Origin of the sequence: Paenibacillus sp. FSL L8-0333, assembly GCF_037965665.1 — a bacterium.
In the GTDB taxonomy this organism is placed as follows: domain Bacteria; phylum Bacillota; class Bacilli; order Paenibacillales; family Paenibacillaceae; genus Paenibacillus_AQ; species Paenibacillus_AQ odorifer.
The window spans coordinates 1,149,830-1,168,846 of the sequence record NZ_CP150186.1 but is presented as its reverse complement, the minus strand read 5'-3'; the positions used below and the strand labels follow the sequence as shown (position 1 = coordinate 1,168,846).

20 protein-coding genes, 1 pseudogene and 2 other annotated features are annotated in these 19,017 nt (G+C 46.6%); of the genes and pseudogenes, 3 read left to right on the top strand and 18 right to left on the bottom strand.

The genetic code is table 11. From position 1 onward, the window contains the following. Nucleotides 1-54: 54 nt before the first annotated feature. The 6 genes from groES to NYE72_RS04980 form a co-directional block, all read right to left on the bottom strand. Nucleotides 55-336, bottom strand: a complete 282-nt coding sequence (groES, locus tag NYE72_RS05005) for a co-chaperone GroES (protein WP_036676506.1) — start codon at nucleotides 334-336, stop codon at nucleotides 55-57. Nucleotides 337-849: 513 nt separating this feature from the next. Then, nucleotides 850-1,617, bottom strand: a complete 768-nt coding sequence (gene tatC, locus NYE72_RS05000; RefSeq protein WP_076104244.1) for a twin-arginine translocase subunit TatC — start codon at nucleotides 1,615-1,617, stop codon at nucleotides 850-852. Between the two features lie 143 nt (nucleotides 1,618-1,760). Then, nucleotides 1,761-2,003, bottom strand: coding sequence for a twin-arginine translocase TatA/TatE family subunit (locus NYE72_RS04995; RefSeq protein WP_036676510.1), 243 nt, complete (start codon nucleotides 2,001-2,003; stop codon nucleotides 1,761-1,763). Nucleotides 2,004-2,142: 139 nt separating this feature from the next. Further along, nucleotides 2,143-2,628: a MogA/MoaB family molybdenum cofactor biosynthesis protein gene (locus NYE72_RS04990; RefSeq protein WP_036676512.1), complete on the bottom strand. Its 486-nt coding sequence runs from the start codon at nucleotides 2,626-2,628 to the stop codon at nucleotides 2,143-2,145. A gap of 85 nt (nucleotides 2,629-2,713) precedes the next feature. Then, complete coding sequence (gene moaC, locus NYE72_RS04985; protein WP_036676513.1) at nucleotides 2,714-3,184, bottom strand: cyclic pyranopterin monophosphate synthase MoaC; 471 nt, start codon at nucleotides 3,182-3,184, stop codon at nucleotides 2,714-2,716. A 3-nt stretch (nucleotides 3,185-3,187) separates the two neighbouring features. Next, nucleotides 3,188-3,823 (bottom strand): 5-formyltetrahydrofolate cyclo-ligase, encoded by a 636-nt coding sequence (locus NYE72_RS04980; protein WP_076274398.1) that lies wholly within the window; start codon nucleotides 3,821-3,823, stop codon nucleotides 3,188-3,190. Nucleotides 3,824-4,067: 244 nt separating this feature from the next. On the opposite strand from NYE72_RS04980, the gene abc-f reads away from it, so the two are divergent. Continuing rightward, the gene (gene abc-f, locus NYE72_RS04975; protein ID WP_076147091.1) at nucleotides 4,068-6,008 is read left to right on the top strand and encodes an ABC-F type ribosomal protection protein; all 1,941 of its coding nucleotides are present in this window, start codon (nucleotides 4,068-4,070) and stop codon (nucleotides 6,006-6,008) included. Nucleotides 6,009-6,414: 406 nt separating this feature from the next. Here abc-f and NYE72_RS04970 read toward each other — a convergent pair whose 3' ends face one another. From NYE72_RS04970 to NYE72_RS04935, 8 genes and pseudogenes are all read right to left on the bottom strand, one after another. Beyond that, entirely contained in the window at nucleotides 6,415-7,950 is a 1,536-nt protein-coding gene (locus NYE72_RS04970; RefSeq protein ID WP_036676518.1) for a 2-isopropylmalate synthase, read from the bottom strand. Between the two features lie 235 nt (nucleotides 7,951-8,185). Then, nucleotides 8,186-8,466: a binding site (T-box leader), on the bottom strand. A gap of 52 nt (nucleotides 8,467-8,518) precedes the next feature. Continuing rightward, nucleotides 8,519-8,813: a binding site (T-box leader), on the bottom strand. 42 nt (nucleotides 8,814-8,855) lie between these two features. After that, nucleotides 8,856-9,905 carry a tRNA (adenosine(37)-N6)-threonylcarbamoyltransferase complex transferase subunit TsaD gene (tsaD, locus tag NYE72_RS04965; protein WP_076296163.1) on the bottom strand — a complete coding sequence of 350 codons (1,050 nt, stop codon included), beginning with the start codon at nucleotides 9,903-9,905 and terminating at the stop codon, nucleotides 8,856-8,858. After that, nucleotides 9,902-10,426, bottom strand: a complete 525-nt coding sequence (gene rimI, locus NYE72_RS04960; RefSeq protein ID WP_036676521.1) for a ribosomal protein S18-alanine N-acetyltransferase — start codon at nucleotides 10,424-10,426, stop codon at nucleotides 9,902-9,904. The genes tsaD and rimI overlap by 4 nt, the downstream gene beginning before the upstream one ends. Next, entirely contained in the window at nucleotides 10,423-11,253 is an 831-nt protein-coding gene (gene tsaB, locus NYE72_RS04955; RefSeq protein WP_076104241.1) for a tRNA (adenosine(37)-N6)-threonylcarbamoyltransferase complex dimerization subunit type 1 TsaB, read from the bottom strand. Before tsaB ends, rimI begins: the two co-directional genes overlap by 4 nt. Before the next feature lie 5 nt (nucleotides 11,254-11,258). Beyond that, nucleotides 11,259-11,720 carry a tRNA (adenosine(37)-N6)-threonylcarbamoyltransferase complex ATPase subunit type 1 TsaE gene (tsaE, locus tag NYE72_RS04950; RefSeq protein ID WP_235219385.1) on the bottom strand — a complete coding sequence of 154 codons (462 nt, stop codon included), beginning with the start codon at nucleotides 11,718-11,720 and terminating at the stop codon, nucleotides 11,259-11,261. Nucleotides 11,721-11,839: 119 nt separating this feature from the next. Continuing rightward, nucleotides 11,840-12,150: pseudogene (locus tag NYE72_RS04945) on the bottom strand (multidrug resistance efflux transporter family protein); the annotation flags it as partial. A gap of 159 nt (nucleotides 12,151-12,309) precedes the next feature. After that, nucleotides 12,310-12,495, bottom strand: coding sequence for an H-type small acid-soluble spore protein (locus NYE72_RS04940; protein ID WP_036676525.1), 186 nt, complete (start codon nucleotides 12,493-12,495; stop codon nucleotides 12,310-12,312). 31 nt (nucleotides 12,496-12,526) lie between these two features. Next, nucleotides 12,527-12,697 (bottom strand): hypothetical protein, encoded by a 171-nt coding sequence (locus tag NYE72_RS04935; RefSeq protein ID WP_155288087.1) that lies wholly within the window; start codon nucleotides 12,695-12,697, stop codon nucleotides 12,527-12,529. A 139-nt stretch (nucleotides 12,698-12,836) separates the two neighbouring features. Between NYE72_RS04935 and NYE72_RS04930 the strand changes: the two genes are divergently transcribed. Together NYE72_RS04930 and NYE72_RS04925 are read left to right on the top strand one after the other, a co-directional pair. Further along, a complete protein-coding gene (locus NYE72_RS04930) occupies nucleotides 12,837-13,808 on the top strand; it encodes a Ku protein (RefSeq protein WP_038568938.1) in 972 nt (323 codons plus the stop codon). 12 nt (nucleotides 13,809-13,820) lie between these two features. Continuing rightward, nucleotides 13,821-14,768 carry an RNA ligase family protein gene (locus NYE72_RS04925; protein ID WP_038568937.1) on the top strand — a complete coding sequence of 316 codons (948 nt, stop codon included), beginning with the start codon at nucleotides 13,821-13,823 and terminating at the stop codon, nucleotides 14,766-14,768. 45 nt (nucleotides 14,769-14,813) lie between these two features. On the opposite strand, the gene NYE72_RS04920 is transcribed toward NYE72_RS04925, so the two are convergent. From NYE72_RS04920 to NYE72_RS04905, 4 genes are all read right to left on the bottom strand, one after another. Continuing rightward, nucleotides 14,814-15,620 carry a hypothetical protein gene (locus tag NYE72_RS04920; protein ID WP_076141785.1) on the bottom strand — a complete coding sequence of 269 codons (807 nt, stop codon included), beginning with the start codon at nucleotides 15,618-15,620 and terminating at the stop codon, nucleotides 14,814-14,816. Between the two features lie 25 nt (nucleotides 15,621-15,645). Next, nucleotides 15,646-16,461 (bottom strand): hypothetical protein, encoded by an 816-nt coding sequence (locus NYE72_RS04915; protein WP_076141784.1) that lies wholly within the window; start codon nucleotides 16,459-16,461, stop codon nucleotides 15,646-15,648. A gap of 687 nt (nucleotides 16,462-17,148) precedes the next feature. Then, on the bottom strand, nucleotides 17,149-18,333 hold the full coding sequence (locus NYE72_RS04910; protein WP_076141783.1) for a hypothetical protein: 1,185 nt from the start codon (nucleotides 18,331-18,333) through the stop codon (nucleotides 17,149-17,151). Further along, nucleotides 18,297-18,875 (bottom strand): sigma-70 family RNA polymerase sigma factor, encoded by a 579-nt coding sequence (locus NYE72_RS04905; RefSeq protein WP_052096798.1) that lies wholly within the window; start codon nucleotides 18,873-18,875, stop codon nucleotides 18,297-18,299. The genes NYE72_RS04910 and NYE72_RS04905 overlap by 37 nt, the downstream gene beginning before the upstream one ends. Between the last annotated feature and the right edge of the window lie 142 nt (nucleotides 18,876-19,017).

Genomic DNA, 19,017 nt, shown 5'->3' with positions numbered 1-19,017 from the left:
TTGTATATCCTATTACTTTAAGTAGTTTAGATTTAGCTTATGATCGACTCTTGCTTAGTCAAGAATCGCGTGAATGTCGCTTTCTTTCATAATCAAATATTCTTTACCTTCATATTTGATTTCTGTTCCTGCATATTTAGAGAAAAGAACACGGTCGCCTTCTTTAACTTCAAGCGCTACACGTACTCCATCTTTCAAAGCTCCGCTACCTACTGCGATAATCGTTCCTTCTTGTGGCTTTTCTTTCGAGGAGTCCGGAAGCACAATCCCGAATGAAGTTGTTTCCTCCTGCTCGCTCGGTAGCACCAATACGCGTTCACCTAATGGTTTGATCATGAAAAAATAGCCTCCTTTAAAATTATGTTATTTTGCTTCAAAACATAGTTTAGAACTTACGGGCCAAACTTAGAATTCTGTGATGTTCTTGAAAAATATCAATGGAACCCTGCTAATCTCCAGCCCATCTCCTATTTTTCAAGGGCGTTAGCACTCAACAGCGTGCAGTGCTAACAACAATTTTTATGATACTCAACTTGAGCCCGGATTTCAAGTCTTTTTACACAAATTCGTATTAGTTTTCGCAAAAAAATACGTTTCAATGCTTGTCCAAGCACACACTCTATTACATTGTATCCACGGGTTTTGAAAATATGCGTAGGATTCCAGCGCTTTCCTCTCACCCCTTATAGATATGAACGTTGCTAGAATGGTTAGACCTTTGCATCTAATGATCCTGATCGATCGATAACAATTACTTATTAAGTGTATTCAATCCAACTAATGAAATCAACTTATAGCAAAAAAGCTGCCACATTCGTAGAAAATCTACTTAGCGGCAGCCTTTTTTCCTCACTCCTTCTTCTGAACATACCGTTCATCCCGTGCCGCGTCCGCAGCAAGTTGCTTGCGATAGACAAATGCAGATAAAAATACACTGAACTCATACAGGATGAGCAGTGGAATCGTCACCAGAAAGTCTGAGATAAAATCCGGGGGCGTGATAACTACAGCAATAAAAACAAGCGTGAAATAGGCGTACCGACGCATTTTACGCAAGCGTAGCGGGTTGAGAACTCTTAGTTTGGTCAGAAACATCACCAGCAATGGAAGTTCAAACAGCAATGCCAGCGGCAATACCAGGCTGAACATGAAGTTAAAATACTGTGCAATCCCGTAGGTCTCTTCCAGTCCCATGCTCCGGGTAATTGAGATCGTGAACGAAAGTGCCATTGGAAAAACAATATAATAAGCAAAAGAAAGACCGATAAGGAAAAGAACAAACACATAAGGAACATAACGAAGTGTCGCACTTCGCTCCTCCGGCCGCAGGCCCGGACTGATAAATGCCCACAATTGGTAGGCAATAAACGGGACAGATATCACTAGCGAAACGGCCATCGCGATCTTCATGTACATCCCAATGCCATCCCAGAATGAGAATGCATGCAGAACAAAACCTTGCGCCAGGTCCGTGCTAATCAGATAATCGTAAATGGGCTTTGCACAAAATAAACCGCCAATTAATCCAAGGACAAATACGACTAACACATAAATAATCCGTTTGCGCAGCTCGGTGAGATGATCCACCACCGACATTTCTTCCGATTTCAGAGACATCCAGACACCATCCCATGACAAGAGTAAAAAAGATAACACTAACTTTCTTCAAAGCAGTGTCCGTTGCTGCGGAAAGCAAAGAAAAAGGGGCGTCTCCTCAAGTCTAGTAGACTCCTGAGAATGCCCCATTGAAAGATCTTCTATTATTCCGGCAGGCGTTTGTCCTGAGGAATATCTGCAGCGACCGTTTGCGGGGCCGTCGGCACAGGAGCTTCGCTCTTCTTCACCGGTTCATTATCCCCGATGATTTCACGCGCGCCTTCCTTAAATTCACGGAAGGTTCGTCCAACTGCACGGCCTAGCTCTGGCAGTTTATTTGGGCCAAAGAGCAGAAGTGCCAGTATGACCAACAAAATAATACCAGGAGTTCCAATTCCACTAAACATTATTATTCCTCCTTGTCCACCTGTCCGTTCATGGTATCGTTTACTTTAATTTAATAATACCATAACTTATGTCACAGTTACATCCACTTTCTTCTATAAATAGATTATCGTTGTGACGTGACAAGAAGATGACAAAGGGTTATTGGCGGTATTGGCCAGTTACCATGAGCAGCGCTTCCGGCAATTGATCCATAATAGCTGCCAAATTCTCATGGACACCCTTCGGCGTTCCAGGTAAATTGACAATCAACGTGCGTCCACGAATGCCGCATATCCCACGGAAAAGCATAGCTGCACGGTTTTTTTGCATCACTGTGCTGCGCATAGCTTCTGAGAGCCCAGGCACTTCCCGTTCTACCACTCGCCGAGTAGCGTCCGGGGTCACATCACGAATTGCCAGATCTGTGCCTCCGGTGGTCAGTACCAAATCTGCCTGAAAATAGTCCGTCAGTTCAATCAATGCTGCGATAATCTCATCTTGTTCATCGGGAACGATTCGATATTCAATGATCTCGCCACCTAGTTCCTCTTCCACCAGCTCCCGAATAACCTGGGCGCTCGTGTCTTCCCGTTCGCCCCTGGCCCCTTTATCACTGGCCGTTAGGATTGCTGTCTTCCACGCCATAGGTTTGTCCTTCCTCTCTATATGTATAGTTGGCTGTACAGTTCAGCCTGCTCGCATCAGCGCTTCGAACATAAGCAACTGATACTTATTCGAGCGTATAATCTCCGTTCTTGCCCCCGCTCTTAGATACCAGTAGCGTCGGTCCGATAATCATATCCTTCTGAATAGCCTTACACATGTCGTACACCGTTAGTGCTGAGGCAGAAACAGCGGTTAAAGCCTCCATCTCTACTCCGGTTTTTCCTGTAGTATGGACTGTTGCTTCTATATAAAGTTCATCTTCGCTGTTATCGGAGAAGCTGATATCAATACCGGTAAGTGGCAGCGGGTGGCACATCGGAATCCAGTCTGACGTCTTCTTAGCCGCCATAATTCCGGCAATCTGTGCAACAGCAAGGACATCACCTTTGCTGATCTTGCCACTCTTAATGGCGCTCAGCGTTCCAGCGGCCATCTTGATCATACTCCGCGCGACAGCTGTCCGCTTCGTGATCTCCTTCTCACTCACATCCACCATACGAGCTCTTCCCTGCTCGTTGAAATGGGTCAATTCCATGGCTCACTCTCCTTTTCGGCAGTGCACTATACCATTTTCAGTAATCAGCATGTCCATTAAAGCGTCATGCTCATCCATCGGCACTCTTGGAACCAACTGCATGCTGTAAGCTAACCCGATCCATATCGGAGGCTGTGCGCTAACGTACCCGGCGTTCTCCCAAGACGCACGTAGCCGGTCATAGTATCCTCGACCGTAGCCAATCCTGCCGCCTTGAAGATCAAATGCTAGCCCTGGTACGAAAACAACAGCAGGTAGCTTAATCTCTTCAACCTCTAATAAATCTCTGCTGGAGACGATAGGTTCATGGATACCATAAGTCCCCGGCTCTAAATCGCTCCATGCATTCACCACGTGGACACTCATTTCACCGCTTGCTGGAATTACACGCGGCAACAGCACCTTACGCTGATCCTTCCACGCCTGTGTGATAAGTGGGCGGGTTTCAAGCTCTGAACGAAAAGACACATAGGCCATTAGTGAAGTTATATCCTTCGTGTCCAGCCACTCCAATGCATAGTGGCAGACTTGAAATGATAGTTTACTTCTCTGGTCCGAAGACAGCTCGTTTCGGGCGATGGTCTTCTCTGCTCGTAGTTGTTGCTTTACTTTGGAGATCTCCGACTCCTTGCTGGACATTGTCGGCTTCCCCCTCTTATTCATCCCTAGCTTATCCTTGTTTGTAAATCCAGTTTACCACTCTTCTCCCCGGTTCGCCAAGGTGGATAGAACTGTGTTATCGGACTAGGTCGTTATTCCCTCCTTACATTAGATCGAACCCTCGCTTGGGAAACGCTTTTCATGTAAACTATAGAATAAGTTGTTCATACGGCTGAGGGATAAATACCAAGGCGAAATATGCAAGGGTGGAGGTTTCATCGTTATGCTTCTTCAAGCGACAGGAATTACTAAATCATATGGTATACAGAACGTACTGGATGGCATAAGCCTACAGGTAAATGAAAAGGAACGTGTCGGGCTAGTGGGTGTGAATGGTGCCGGCAAATCAACTTTTCTACAAATTCTGGCCGGTGAGATGTCTTATGACAGCGGTCAAATTCATAAATCAAAAGAAACAACAATCGGATATTTAGCTCAGAATAGCGGACTTCAATCTGACAAAACCATTCATGAAGAAATGATGGCGGTCTTCGCTCCGCTGATCGAAGCCGAAACTGAGCTGAGAGAGTTAGAAGTGAGTATTGCTGATCCCAAGCTCGCGGAAGACCCCAAGCGGTACGAAGAACTGCTTGAACGGTATGCGCGGCGCTCGGATTGGTTCAAGGACCACGGCGGCTATGAAATGAATACACGGATACGCAGTGTCCTACACGGCATGGGCTTCAGTGATTTCCCACCAGATACACCCATTTCTACCCTTAGTGGAGGACAAAAGACCCGGCTCGCGCTGGCCCGTATTTTGCTTCAGGCTCCAGATCTTCTGATGCTGGATGAGCCTACTAACCACCTGGATATCGAAACGTTAACGTGGCTGGAAGATTACCTCCGCAGCTATGCTGGCGGGATTCTGGTTGTATCCCATGACCGTTATTTCCTAGACCGGCTCGTGACCACTATTGTAGAGATCGAGCGGCACCAGTCCCGGCGTTATACGGGTAACTACAGTCGTTATGTAGATTTGAAGGCTGCCGAATATGAAGCACGGATGAAGCAATATGAGAAGCAACAGGATGAAATTTCTCGAATGGAGGATTTCGTTCAGAAAAATATTGTCCGGGCTTCCACCACAAAACGTGCGCAGAGCAGACGCAAAGCGCTTGAGAAGATGGATCGTCTAGATCGTCCAATGGGCGATCTGAAGAAGGCTAGCTTCTCCTTTGAGCCAGACTTCATGTCTGGAAAAGAGGTGCTTCAAGTGCGCAATGTTGCGGTTGCCTTTAATGAAGGTTCACCTTTATTCAAGGACGCTTCTTTTGAGCTTCGTCGCGGGGAGACTGCTGCCCTGATCGGTCCCAATGGTATCGGTAAATCCACACTGCTGCAGTGTATGACCGGAGCCCGTGAGCCTTCTGCTGGAACGGTGAATTGGGGCACTAAAGTAAAAATTGCTTATTATGATCAGGAACAGACCCGCCTTAATCCACAAAATACGGTTATGGAAGAACTGTGGAGTGAATATCCAATGATCGAGGAAGCCAGAATTCGTACGATCCTTGGTAATTTCCTTTTTAGCGGAGAGGATGTTCTTAAGAAGATTTCCGCACTCAGCGGCGGCGAAAAAGCTCGGGTTTCGTTATCTAAACTAATGCTCCGCGGTGCAAATATGCTAATTCTCGATGAACCTACCAACCATTTGGATCTGGTCAGCCGTGAGGTTCTGGAATCTGCTTTAATTGATTTCGAAGGCACCCTGCTGTTCATCTCCCATGACCGTTATTTTTTGAACAAGATGGCTGAAAGGGTACTGGAGCTGCATCCCGAAGGGATCGACCAATACCTCGGCAACTACGATGACTATGTCGAGAAGAAACGAGAATTAGAAGAGATTGCAAAAGATGCCGCTGAACTAGCTACTAAAAACGTCAATAAGGACGCTGCTGTACCTGAAAAAAGCGCTGTAACCTCTTTTGAAGCAGACAAGCAGGCTAAGCGTGAAGAGCGTAACCGCAAACGGCGTATCGCAGAGCTTGAGGAGAACATCGCCTCACTTGAAGAATCAATCGTATTTATAGAGCATGAAATGACTAAACCTGAAGTTTATCAGGATTATTTAGCACTTCAAGGTTATGAAGAGGACCTGAAGAACAAAAAATCTCAGCTGACAGATTTCTTTAGCGAATGGGAAATCCTTGCTGACGAATAATGTAAATCCTCCTTATAAATATTTTTTCATCGTTCTAGATTTGTTCATAAATAGTTATCCACAGCTCTATACACAGGTTTCGTGTATAACTCCCTACTTCAAAAGACCCTTCGGGGTCTTTTTTATGCGTTAAATCGGTATTTTCAAAGAAAAGGAATTATTATCCACGGATTTATCCACATTATCCACAATTCTCACAGTGTTTCATTGCCAACAAAATTGTTTATTAGCGCATTTTGAAAAAAGCCGTTATTGCTGATTTTACGCACTTTTTACACAACTCAGGCAGAATATGTGGATAACGTTGTCCACAACTTGACAAAAGACGTAACCCCATTTTACAAGACCGAATTTATGCTAAAAAAGAACCCGCTATCTCCTAAACTGACAGCGGGCACGTCGTATTTTAGACAATCTGTGTAGAGAGCAGAGCAGCATTACAGGCTGCGATATAAGCGATGCCTGCCGCCATAATTATATCTTGGTGAGTGGCTGTGCCTCTGAATTTAAGGCCCTCCCACTCCACCATCACCGCTGCTTCTGCTTGCGCATTCTCTCCGCTTCCAAGCGAATGAAGCTCGAGTCCTGCAAAGTCTATCTCCTCAGCAATCCCTTGCCCAATAGCAGCGATAATCGCTTCAAGCGGACCTTCACCAGTGCTGGTATGTGACGTTTCCCGGCCAGTCTGCAGATGGCGTACCGTAACTGCAGCTACACGGCGCTGGGCACTGCCCGCCAATACCTGAACCTCACCCAGCTCATAGACCTGAGCTTGTTGTCCAGTTGTACTGCTTACCATTTGCAGCAGCTGGTCATCACTTACGACCTTTTGACGGTCAGCGGTCTCTTTAAAGGACTCATAAAGTGCATCCAGCTCCGCAGGCTCCAGCGTTATTCCATACTTCGCAGCCCGATCCTTCAGCGCATGTCTGCCAGAATGTTTGCCCAGAATGATCATGCTGCGGGGGATGCCCAGCCGTTCGGGATCCATAATCTCATAGGTACTACGATCCTTGAGCAGGCCATCCTGATGAATCCCGGATTCATGCTGGAAGGCATTTCTTCCGACGACCGGCTTATTATAGGCGATTGGGAAATGCATCGCTCCACTAATCAGCCGGGAAGTATCATACAGTTTATCAAGCACGATACCTGTTTCTGCACCGATTGCATCGCCGCGGGTTTCGAGCGCCATAACAAGCTCTTCCAGCGCGCAGTTCCCTGTGCGCTCGCCTACACCATTCACGGTGACTTCTATCTGAGTCGCCCCTCCATCAATCGCTGCCAGACTGTTAGCTACAGCCAGCCCCAAGTCATTATGACAGTGGGCACTATAGCTGACCTTGCCGCCACCTCTTGCTCCCTGCCGCACTCTCCGGAACATCTCGCCATATTCATGTGGCAATGCGTATCCTACTGTATCCGGCAGGTTAATAATGGAGGCCCCTTCCTCTATAACTGCCTCAACCATTTCAATCAGATCATCAATCCCTGTCCGTGCAGCGTCCATGGCCGTGAATTCAACTACATCACAGAATTGTCGCGCATAAGCCGTCATCTCGCGCGCTTTAGCTACGACTTCAGCTCTGCTCATACGCAGTTGATGCTGCAAATGAATATCAGAAGAAGAAATAAACAAGTGAATCCGCCGACGTTCAGCGTCTTGAGTGGCCCGGACTGCAGCATCGATGTCTCCTTTTACGGCCCGCGCGAAACCACAAATCTCCACGTTGCGCACCTTGCGCGAAATCGTCTGCACCGCTGCAAAATCTCCAGGACTCGATACCGGGAACCCCGGCTCCATTACATCAACACCCAGATCAGCAAGCTTATAGGCCAGCAATATTTTTTGCTCAGGAGTCAGACTCGCCCCAGGGGCTTGCTCACCATCGCGCAGAGTCGTATCGAAAATTTGTATACGTTTCTTAACTGGAATAATCATCTGAATTCCTCCTAGTTTGTTTTCATGTAATTGGATGCTTTATCTCTATCCTATGCTTCAGCGCAGAACCACACGTCGACTTGCGGTTCTGCTCATTTCCCACCCACTGCTGCCGGCAGCTGATACAAATGAATCTCTGCACAATGTGCAGAGCGTTCAATTTTGGCGTCTTATGTAGCGATGAGTCCATTCCCCGGACTTCTTCTACAAGAACGCAAAAACCCGCCGTCTCTAATAAAGAGACGGCGGGTTACCCCTCCGCGGTACCACTCTTTTTGACGCATGGGCTGTCTTAATAACAAGCCTTAAAGCTGCGTCCAGCTCTTCTCCCCGGTTCAATCTGGCGTGCCAGCTTAAATCCGGAAAGGTCCGATAACGAGGACAGCCGTAGGCAGCGTACTCTTGTTCCGCCGCTCCGCTCCCGGGCGAGCTTCAAGAAATCCGGTGACTGCGTCGCACCAACCCGCAGCTCTCTGTTCACCGTCAAACTCTACTACTCCCGTTCTTAGCGTGTGTAATATAAATTATTCACCACTCTAAATCCATACAAAAAAGCCTGCCATCTCATTCAAGAGACGACAGGCTGTTAACCTTCGCGGTACCACTCTTGTTGATGCTCTGTATCGGCTAAGTTACTGCCGATTCCAATTGAACATCCACTCTACGGTCCAGTATGTTAAGTACTAGACCACCCTATCACGGAGGTTACCCGTAAACGGTGTACAAACGTTCCGGCGACAATTGCCAGTAATGCTTCCACCGCTCCGCTCCCAGACGAGTTCAGGACTCCTTCGACTGCGTTGCACCCACCCGCAGTTCTCTTATCCCAGAGTATCCTTACTACTTCCGCTCATCGCGTTTGCTTGTTTAATTGAACTGATTATACTCGTTAGCTCCAAATGATGTCAATAGGCAGATACAGACCATTGTTCCAGTGAGAATCCAGGGTCAGCAACCATATCCAGCGATATTCCACCGTCATGCTGCCACTTCACGTATGCAGCTGCTCCAATCATCGCCGCATTATCCGTGCAATATACCGGGGGCGGAATAATAAGTTCAATGCCCTCCGTTTCACAGCGCGAGATTAATGCCGAGCGGAGTCCACCATTAGCAGCGACACCCCCACAGAGCAATAACTGTTTGGAGTTAGTGGCTTTAACGGCGCGTACCGCCTTTTCCACCAGCACTTCTACTACCGATTCTTGAAACCCCCGGGCGATGCCTGCGACATTGGGTTCAAGACCTTTCATTTTGCTCTGATTCACCACATTCAGCACCGCCGATTTTAGACCGCTGAAGCTGAAATCATAAGAGTTCGGCTCCAGCCATACCCGCGGCAATGCAACAACTTCCGTCGCTTCGCGTGCCAGGCGGTCTACATGGGGGCCACCGGGATAAGGGAACCCAAGCGCCCGAGCCACTTTATCATATGCTTCACCTACAGCATCATCACGCGTGCGGCCGATAATTCGAAACTCACCCTCACGCTCCATATGAACCAGTTCAGTATGTCCACCTGACACCACTAGTGTCATGCAAGGATACTGCAACTCTGCAACCAGGCGGTTAGCATAGATGTGGCCTGCAATATGATGCGTGCCAATTAACGGCTTGCCCCATGCAAGGGCAAGGCTTTTAGCTGCTACTACACCGACCAGTAAAGCGCCCACCAACCCCGGGCCTTGAGTCACCGCTACCGCAGTCAATTGTTCGGGTGTAACGCCTGCCTTGGCGAGCGCTTCCTCGATTACGAGCGTAATTACCTCCACATGTTTACGGGAAGCCACTTCTGGCACCACGCCCCCAAAAGCGCGATGTGTCTCTATTTGACTCGAGATAATGTTGGATAACACTTCTGATCCGTTTTTGACCACGGCCACCGAGGTTTCATCACAACTGGTCTCTATAGCAAGTATTAGTACAGGTTGAGCTGTGCCTGTTTCTGTCTTCATTTCAAGTCCACGCTTCCTTCCAAATAGCCGTGCTCCTTATACTCCGGTAGATCCGCCCACATAATGAGTGCATCCTCGCGATTATCGGAATAATATCCTTTGCGCGTGCCGGCAGAACGAAAGCCTTTTTTACGATATAAATTCTGAGCTACCTCGTTGGATACCCGCACCTCAAGTGTAATGGACTTCATGCCTACGTAAGAGGCAGTATTCATTAACTCTTCCAACAGGCGCTCACCCCATTTACGTCCACGATAAGCTTCGAGTAAGGCAATATTCGTCACATGCGCCTCATCCACGATAGCCCACATTCCAGCATAGCCAATTATATGACCCGCCAGCTCCATGACCATGTATTTAGCAAAATGATTATGCGTCAGCTCATTCCGGAAAGCTTCCTCTGTCCACGGCATGGTAAAGGCTTCGCGCTCAATAATAAGAATGTCCGGAATATCCTCCAGCTTCATCAGGCGAAAAACAAGATCAGCCTCTTGTGCTCTCAATGATTCCACTTCCGTCATCGTTTTAAGCCTCCTTTACTACTTAACCGCAGATTGGCCTCCGCTTCCGAAATCTGAGTATAGTTAGGGATTAAGCTATGAATATCATCATTCTCTACTTGCAGCCGGGCTTCACCAAGGAAGCCTGTCCAACGCCCCTCCAGCTCATAAGGAACTTCTACAGAAGTGCCGAGTTCCGCCAGCGGATGTAGTGATTCTTCGCTGCCATGTACAGCGGTTTCTCCAACAAACCATAGAATAGCTGGTTTAGTTCCTTCGGCTGAAGCCTGTTGTAAACGTTCTGCCAAGTACTCCACCCAGTCGGCCATCAACCGGATGGCATCTGGTTCAAGGCGGCTGAGAGCACTATTCCCATCCGCTGCGAATAACCCTGTGTAGACCTGTCCTCTGCGCGCATCCATCAGTGGAATGATCCAGTCTGGACCGTAGCCACTGTTCGCACTGGCTTGTCCTGACTCTGCTGTCGTCTTATTCTTAAGGGCTGTTTCATACCCACCCCATGCCACAGCATGCAGGCTCGAAACACCAACTACTGGGACATTCCATGCCCAAGCCAGCGTTTTGGCAGCCGTAACCGCGATCCGTGTTCCCGTATAAGATCCCGGACCCACACCAACTGCAATCCCGCCCAGATTAGCAACGGTTGTTCCCGAAGCTTGCAGCGCCTGCTCTATAATCGGCAGCAAATGCACCGAATGATTCCGTTCACCGGAAGCATTAATTTCATGCAATAATTCTCCATTTTCGGTCACTGCAACCCCCAATACAGCAGTTGATGTATCCAGCGCTAAAAGCCGCTTGCGCGGCTCTGTATTCTCGTTCGTCATTTTTATTAACCCCACTTCTGGATCAGCTCCCGGCAAAGCTCACCATAAGGTGCCCCGATTCCGGTCACCGTAATGATTCGTTCCTCCGGTCCAACTGTTTCCATGTATATATGCATATGCCGCGGCGGCATTAACTCCGTAATAATACTGCTCCATTCTACCAAACAAACACCCTGACCATAGAAATACTCATCCAATCCAAGCTCATCTGCTTCCTGAAGTGAAATTCGATATACATCCATGTGATATAACGGCAGACGACCTTCGTACTCTTTAATAATAGTAAAAGTAGGACTGTTTACGATCCCTTTCACTCCAAGATGGCGAGCGTAACCTTGCGAGAAGGCCGTTTTTCCTGCGCCTAGATCACCGTCCAAACCGATAACCATGCCTGCCGTTGAAGCAGCAGCTATTGCACTTGCCAGTTGCTCCGTATCCTGCAGATTGTAAGAACGGTAAGTGAACACCGTTTCGACTGTTTTGTCCAACTACAACTACCACCTTTTAAAATATCCCTGTCGAAAACCATTACATTCAATTATATCGGTATGGTCCATCCACCGCAACAACTGTCCCTGCCCATTGTTTAAGCCGAAGGAGGTACAGCCCTCTTCTTCGCTTGCGTGGTTAAGCTGGATTTCGATAATGAACACTGCGAGAAAAGGCTATGTAGAATCATTCCAGGGATAATCACTAAGATTCCGACCATGACAATAAAGAAGGTGAAGGCGAAGACAGGATCAGCATTTTACCTAATAATGCGAATAATACCTCCAGAGATTGAGTGGCTTCGACTACCGCTAATCCGCTCATACTGCTCCTTACCATATCCGTAGCTTGAAAAAATAATACTGTCGCAATAACTCCTGAACTCAGCGCAACAATAATGGACTGTCCTGCCTGACCCAATATATTGGTTTAAATCTTACACCGTCAACCTTGATGTCAGTTATGCACCAAATCAAAAAAGAGACCTTTACGCAAACTTAAGCATAAAAAGTCTCTTTTTTTAAAAACTATAATTCAGCTTTAACGTACGCTCTAAGTTGACCTTTGTTAGTGCTCTTGCTCTTCGAGTCGCTCAACACCCACAGTGTGCGTATTGGTTGGTCGAGAGCCAACTTGTACCGTAGCCATACCGTTCTCTTCATCCACATGTTCAATCCAGACAGGCTCCCCATCCAAATGTACACTTACAGTCTCTTTAGAAGCATAAATATCCTGTGCCCGTTTGACGTCCACAACTGTTCTCCTCCTTTATCTTTCCTAAAGTTTACGATTCTAAGGGTGACGTATCTTCGAGGGTTCGTTCTGCATCCAGCTTTTCCGAATCGGATACCTGACTGGCCTCCGTGGGCGCAATAATGCTCTCCCAATCCACAACTGTGGCCGGAATATCCTGCTCGCTCAGCGCATCGCTCCATTCGTTATCTCTTGGTTCCATACCTTAGATTCTCCTCCTCAACTTCACAGGTCCGAGTTTATTTTTTCCCAAGCTTCTCAAAAAATGCACCCGGCTAGAAAAGCCTTTCCTGCCTCATACTAACCCAAAGCAAATCAACTTAGATCAGGAGGTGTTTCTCATGCATACCGTTTGGAAAGGAGCCATCAGCTTCGGGCTTGTGCATGTTCCGGTTAAAATGTTCTCCGCTACGGAAGACAAGGACATTTCTCTGCGTTATATCCATAAGGAATGTGGCAGCCCACTGTCGTATGTACGCAAATGCCCGGTATGTGACAAAGAAGTAGCTTGGGAAGAGATCGGTAAAGGATATGAGTATGAAAAAGGGAAGTTTGTGCTCTTCGACAAAGAGGAATTGGATCAACTATCCGACGAGACCAGTAAAAGCATCTCCATTCTCGACTTTGTAGACCTGACGGAAATCGATCCGATTTATTTTCAAAAAACCTATTATTTATCCCCGGATCAGGCAGGATCAAATGCTTATCGACTTCTTATGGAGGCCATGAAGCAGACAGGTAAAATTGGCATCGCCAAAATTTCAATTCGCTCAAAAAGCAGTCTGGCAGCGATCCGTGTGCTTGAGGATTGCCTTGCGATTGAGACCATTTTTTATCCCGATGAGGTGCGGCCGATCTCACAAGTGCCCGGTCTGCCCGAAGCAGGGACAGTGAACGATAAAGAGCTGGAAATGGCTAAGCTGCTGATCTCACAGCTATCCACTCCTTTTGATCCGGCAAAATATACCGATGATTATCGCCAGCGTATGCTTGATCTGATTTCACATAAAATTGCAGGCGAGGAATTTCATATCGCTCCTGCTAAACAGGAAAGCAATGTGATTGATCTAATGGCTGCCTTGCAGGCCAGTATTCAAGCTGTGCAGCATATTCCTTCAGACCCTGGTCCTTCATTAACAGGCACCACAAAAACCAAAACTAAAGCGGCTCCTGCTGCCAAAAGAAAAACAACCAAGACCAAAACAACCGCCGCGGAACCTGCGGAGCAGCAAAACGAGGTCTCCGGGCCGACTCCTGTTATTACGCCGAAACCGAAACGCCGCAGCACAAAAAGCAAAACAACCGTATCTTAGGAGGCTCTGCGGATGAAGCTTCAGCCCATTATTCCTTTTGAACCTATACTGGCTGGGCAGCTTCCAGCAGGTGACCAGTGGATCGCACAAATTAAATGGGACGGTGTGCGGATGTTGTCCTATTACGATGGAAGCACTACTCAGCTTATTAACAGACGTGGCAATTACCGTACCATGCAATACCCGGAGCTTACTGATGTATCTGCTTACTGCAAGGCTGGCTCCGTTATTCTTGATGGTGAGATTATCGCACTCAAGGACGGCAAACCCTCATTTCACGAGGTGATGCGGAGGGACAGTTTAAAAAATGGTTCCACGATTTCCGTCGTTAGGCATCAGGTTCCTGTCATTTATATGATTTTTGATATTCTGTTTTATAATGGCCAATCGACGATGGATCAACCATTATTCTTGCGGCAGCAGCTGTTAAGTGACATTCTGCTGCCCCATCCCCATGTTCAAGCTGTGCCAAGTTATACCGATCCTACAGAACTGTTCGCCGCCACTCAGAACCAGCGTTTGGAAGGAATCGTCTGCAAGGACATCAACAGTACTTATGCTCCGGGCGGAAAAGATAAACGTTGGCAGAAACGCAAAATCAGTTCTGATATTACAGCTGTAGCCGGGGGTGTGACGTTCCGTGACGGTATCGTCAACGCACTACTTCTTGGTCTTTATGATGATAAAGGAAATTTGCATTATATCGGACATGCCGGTCCGGGCAAATTGACTGTACAGGATAAACGCGACTTAACTGCGGAGGCACACCGCCTTAAGCTGGATCGGATGCCCTTTGCCGATGTTCCACAGCGAGGCAAGGGTGCTTTTTGGATAAAGCCGGAGCTCGTCTTCAAAGTTCATTTTCTGGAATGGAACACCTCAGGCACTCTGCGTCAGCCTGTTACTCAAGCTAAAGTGGATCTTCCCCCGGAGTCATGCACAATGGAGCAAAAAGGATAAATTAATAAAGAAACGTCCTCCCAATCTGAAGTGGGAGGACGTTTCTTATTGCACTGTAAGTCTTGTTACAAGGGCCTCCAGCTCTGCCTTTGTCTGCGCAGTATTTTTTGTACTCGTAAACGTATAATCGACACTTCCATCAGCACTGGACCATACCAGCTGGACTTTAAGATCTCCGTGATGAGGCCCAAAAACTGTGTAAACCGCCTCAACTCCGTTGATGTTCAAATTCTCATCTTGGTCGCCAGGCAGCTGGGCCAAAGTCAACCCTTCCGGTAGCGTGTATGCAGGTGCAGATCTTAAATTCACCCTCTCTCCATTTCGTAGATAGGTGATAGAAGTTTCTGTATTGCTCCACTTCAAGCTTTGCGAAATCACCTTTTTGCCAGCAGCTTGGGCTTTAGCTTTTAACTGATCCCTGAGAGTCTTATACTCTGAGCTAAAAAACATTGGAATCACTGGATTTAAAACGACATCCTGCAACTTATAATCCTCTGGTAGAGAAGTGGGTATCAGGAGTGACTTCCCGCTTAAGGAAAAAAACTTCTGCGCCGCTTCGTTTACAGAACTGAATCTATATGGCATATAGCTTATACTCAAGGTTTCATATGGATTAGATTTCTTATCATTTACATACAGAACCTTAAGTTCGCCTGCTTGTAAGGGAACCGTATTTTCTTTGGCAATCAAAGCTTCAATCGTTGAAGATACGGGCGTATTCTGCTCAACGGGTGCGGTAGCTTTACTTTTATTATTACTCCCCGCAGGCACTGCGCCTGCTGTTCCACTCACCGCACTCATCAATACTAATAAGCTTAAGGCTGTAATCGCCGCGCTTTCCTTAATCATCATTATGATATCCTCCTTAACCCCTTGGTTATTTGATTATGGTTTTAGCTACCGCCAACATTTCATTTGTCGCCAGCGTACTGGCCCGATTGTCTGAAAGGGTATATTGTATCGTGCCTGAGTTATCCAGCCACACTAGCTTTGTGTTAAAGCTCGCGTCTTTAGCGGAATCAGTTGTAAGTACTACTTTCCTGCCGTTGACCGTTAATTCTTTCTTAGTTTCCGAAGCTCGTACAAAAGGTACCGCTCCTTCCGGAAGTTTGGCGGGCGGCGACCCAGTTACAATGCTAAAATTAGCTTTTCCTTTGGCATACAGCTGCATAGACAAATTCGTCTGGTTCCAGCTGATGATTTTACTAAACAACTGTTTATTAGAATTACCAGCAGCTGCTGCTGCTTTCAATTCCTGCTCTAGTTGCAAGTACAGCTCTGAATCATTAGCTACAGCCGGTGGATAGATGATGGCTGTCGCCAGAGTGAAGCCTTTGGGAAGATTTCCGGGCTGCGGAGAAGACGGACCCTTTAGCGCTTTAAACTTAGCTGCAAAGGATTTATAGTCTTTAAAAACAAACCCTTTACCAGAGAAGCTGATCGTATCCTGTGGATTGGAGACTTTATCCCGTACGTAGTAGGCCAAAAGCGAACCTTCATTCACTCCAGCTACGAGTGCCTGCAATTCCTTTTGAGTCTTCTGATCAGTTTGTGATGCAGCCTGCTGTCCTGATGCCACCGCAATTGTAAGGGACAAGCCAGGTACATCCTCACCCCCGGCCACTCCTGTTCCCAGCAAGATTGCTGCAGAGAGTGCGATCAGTGTTTTTTTGAAATCATAATGAAGCTTCAATTTCTAACATCCTCTCCTTCAAAATGGTAATGTATTTTCACCACTTTTTTTAACTACACTTCTATAACAATCCATCATTAGAAAAAGGGACATTTTCTCACAAAAAAAGAGGTCGTCCCAAGCAACTATTTCATGACTTTGGGGACAGCCTCTTTTTTGTTCTTAACATTACAAGTGACGCACCAAGTGATGCAATAAGTAAAGCTCTTATAGAATAATTGGGGGATTTCTCCCTAAAATTCAGAGATTTCTGTTCATCGGACTTATAATTAGGGAAAACTTCCCTGAAATTCAGCCAATTCGGCAACGAATAAAGAAATTCCCATGATTATTAGGGAGGAATTCCCTGATTTCGTTCATTTAGAGCAAATAGCGGCTATTTTCAGGGAGTTTTTCCCTAATTAGTTTAAAGCACTCTATACATTGCACAAACACAGAACGTAACGCCCATAGTCCACCGTCACATATACCACTAATTCCACAAGATCATCTACTGCAAGCCGCATGAAAATCACACATAGCACATCGCCCACCGCCCCAATCAGTAGCATAGAACACTACGCGTGGCATATCGTCACATGGCACAGTAATATCCATTACTTTTCCTATTCCATAAAAAAAGCTGCCTCCCAAGTAGAATTCACTACTTTTGAGACAGCTTCTCATAATGTACAGTTAGAACAGTAGCTAGTGAATAAAACTGGTGGCAATCTTTTGCCATTGCTCACGAGTCAGTTTACTCTCCTGCTTGTCGCTTAGAGAAAAAACCATCTGGGTGACTTCATCATACCAATACAATCGATTCTGAGAAGACCAAGCTTTCTTCCCTTTTCCAGTACCCGCCGCGATAAAAACTGCCTCTTTCCCCGTGCCTGTCACAGACCATTTTTCAGCAGTCTGGCCTTCCAAGATAGACACTTGCATGGTATAACCCCTAAAGGCACTCTGCCTTAAGGATAGTGTTATTCTTTCATGTCCCTTGTGGTAGGTAACTTCAGCATTATCTATGGAATTTACAGCTATCTTCTCCATAAACAACTTTTGGCCAGTTTTATCGGTTGTAGCCTTTTTTTGAAATTGTTCAAGGATTTCTTCATATTCTGTGTCTAGCGACCTGTATAGGGGAGCTGCATTAAAAGTTCCTTGCTCGAATTCATAACCATCAGCTAACGAGGAAGGCAACCCTGGCCAGAAATCGCCAACATTTTTTAATTCTTTTACGAAGTCTTGATATTTCGAATACACCGGCGAAATAAAAGCAAACTGCAATTGATTTCCATAGCCTAACCCTAACTCCAGCTTATTTAATTCAGCATCCTTCACATAATAAGCAGCCATTTCCCCGGTGTTTAAACGAGCAAGCACTTGCTCTTTATAAGTCATAGATAAGCTCTGATACTTCTCTATCGCAGGCGAGGTTGTCGGATCAGGCGTATTATTATGCACCGTCTTCACAACAGCCTTCCCTCCGCTGTTCACTAGTGTAATAATACCACCTTGGGGTTTTGTGATATCAATTGTAAACTGGCTACCTTGTTCCGATAACTTTCCATGTTCAGACAGCTGCAGAGCACCCAACCCGATAATCCCCAGCAATACAGCCGCGGAGACTCCAGTGAGCACTCTTTTTCTAAACCTAGACGGGTGTTGGGGCATCTCCTTTTGCTTCTGCATAATAGGATCTTCCGGTTCTGGGAACGGCTTCAGCTCGCTAACCATGCTCGTCCTTTCACCGTCAATCCTATTCTGTTGTTCATGAATTGCTCTTACCCGCTTCATAACAGCTGCTTTTACATCCAGCTCTTCGCAGCTCCCTACCGCATCCATTTTCTTGATCATTTTCTCTTCAACAAAGCCTCGTTGCCGCACCATTCCGTTCCCCCTTTCTGAGCATTCAGCATTTTGCCAAGCTTCGTAATCGTTCGCCTGTATTTCTTCTTCACAGCATCAGTATTCTTATCCAGAATCTCCGCAATCTCCGGGAAGCTCTGTTCCTCAAAGATTCTAAGTACTAACAGGTTTCGCTCCTCTGTCTTCAGCTTCGCGAGGGCTAAAGTCAGATGTTCGTTAAATATGTAACGGTCCATCAACTGTTCCGGGCTTTCTGCAGGCGGATCTGGTTGATAAAGCGCCATAAACTTTATATGGCTTTGACGTTTGCGGATTAGACTAAGGCAATGATGGTAGGCAATTTTATATAGCCATGAAGAGAAGCTCGCGGTAGGGCGGTATGTGCCTATATGCTGATATGCCTTTACCAGAATATCCTGTACTGCATCCTCAGCTTCAGTACGGCTCCCAAGCAGCCGACAGCAATAGCGGTAAATCGGCTTTTGAAAAGCCTCGACGACCAAGGCATAAGACTCAACCTCGCCTGCCTGTACCCGAACAACGGTGTGCTCGATCCCGTCCAAAATCAGCAAACTCCCCTTTCTAATAATCGTATATCTTTATAAGTCTTATGATCATCCAAAAGGGACACTTTGGGAATATTTTTTTCATGAAAAGGAGCAGACTGACACATAATACCTTCATTCCTATCACAGAAAGGAGTTT

Bases quoted from the DNA above. Each gene is read 5' to 3' on its own strand.
- groES (WP_036676506.1), bottom strand. From the start codon at position 336: ATGATCAAACCATTAGGTGAACGCGTATTGGTGCTACCGAGCGAGCAG.
- tatC (WP_076104244.1), bottom strand. From the start codon at position 1,617: ATGTCTCTGAAATCGGAAGAAATGTCGGTGGTGGATCATCTCACCGAG.
- NYE72_RS04995 (WP_036676510.1), bottom strand. From the start codon at position 2,003: ATGTTTAGTGGAATTGGAACTCCTGGTATTATTTTGTTGGTCATACTG.
- NYE72_RS04990 (WP_036676512.1), bottom strand. From the start codon at position 2,628: ATGGCGTGGAAGACAGCAATCCTAACGGCCAGTGATAAAGGGGCCAGG.
- moaC (WP_036676513.1), bottom strand. From the start codon at position 3,184: ATGGAATTGACCCATTTCAACGAGCAGGGAAGAGCTCGTATGGTGGAT.
- NYE72_RS04980 (WP_076274398.1), bottom strand. From the start codon at position 3,823: ATGTCCAGCAAGGAGTCGGAGATCTCCAAAGTAAAGCAACAACTACGA.
- abc-f (WP_076147091.1), top strand. From the start codon at position 4,068: ATGCTTCTTCAAGCGACAGGAATTACTAAATCATATGGTATACAGAAC.
- NYE72_RS04970 (WP_036676518.1), bottom strand. From the start codon at position 7,950: ATGATTATTCCAGTTAAGAAACGTATACAAATTTTCGATACGACTCTG.
- tsaD (WP_076296163.1), bottom strand. From the start codon at position 9,905: ATGAAGACAGAAACAGGCACAGCTCAACCTGTACTAATACTTGCTATA.
- rimI (WP_036676521.1), bottom strand. From the start codon at position 10,426: ATGACGGAAGTGGAATCATTGAGAGCACAAGAGGCTGATCTTGTTTTT.
- tsaB (WP_076104241.1), bottom strand. From the start codon at position 11,253: ATGACGAACGAGAATACAGAGCCGCGCAAGCGGCTTTTAGCGCTGGAT.
- NYE72_RS04935 (WP_155288087.1), bottom strand. From the start codon at position 12,697: ATGGAACCAAGAGATAACGAATGGAGCGATGCGCTGAGCGAGCAGGAT.
- NYE72_RS04930 (WP_038568938.1), top strand. From the start codon at position 12,837: ATGCATACCGTTTGGAAAGGAGCCATCAGCTTCGGGCTTGTGCATGTT.
- NYE72_RS04925 (WP_038568937.1), top strand. From the start codon at position 13,821: ATGAAGCTTCAGCCCATTATTCCTTTTGAACCTATACTGGCTGGGCAG.
- NYE72_RS04920 (WP_076141785.1), bottom strand. From the start codon at position 15,620: ATGATGATTAAGGAAAGCGCGGCGATTACAGCCTTAAGCTTATTAGTA.
- NYE72_RS04910 (WP_076141783.1), bottom strand. From the start codon at position 18,333: ATGGTGCGGCAACGAGGCTTTGTTGAAGAGAAAATGATCAAGAAAATG.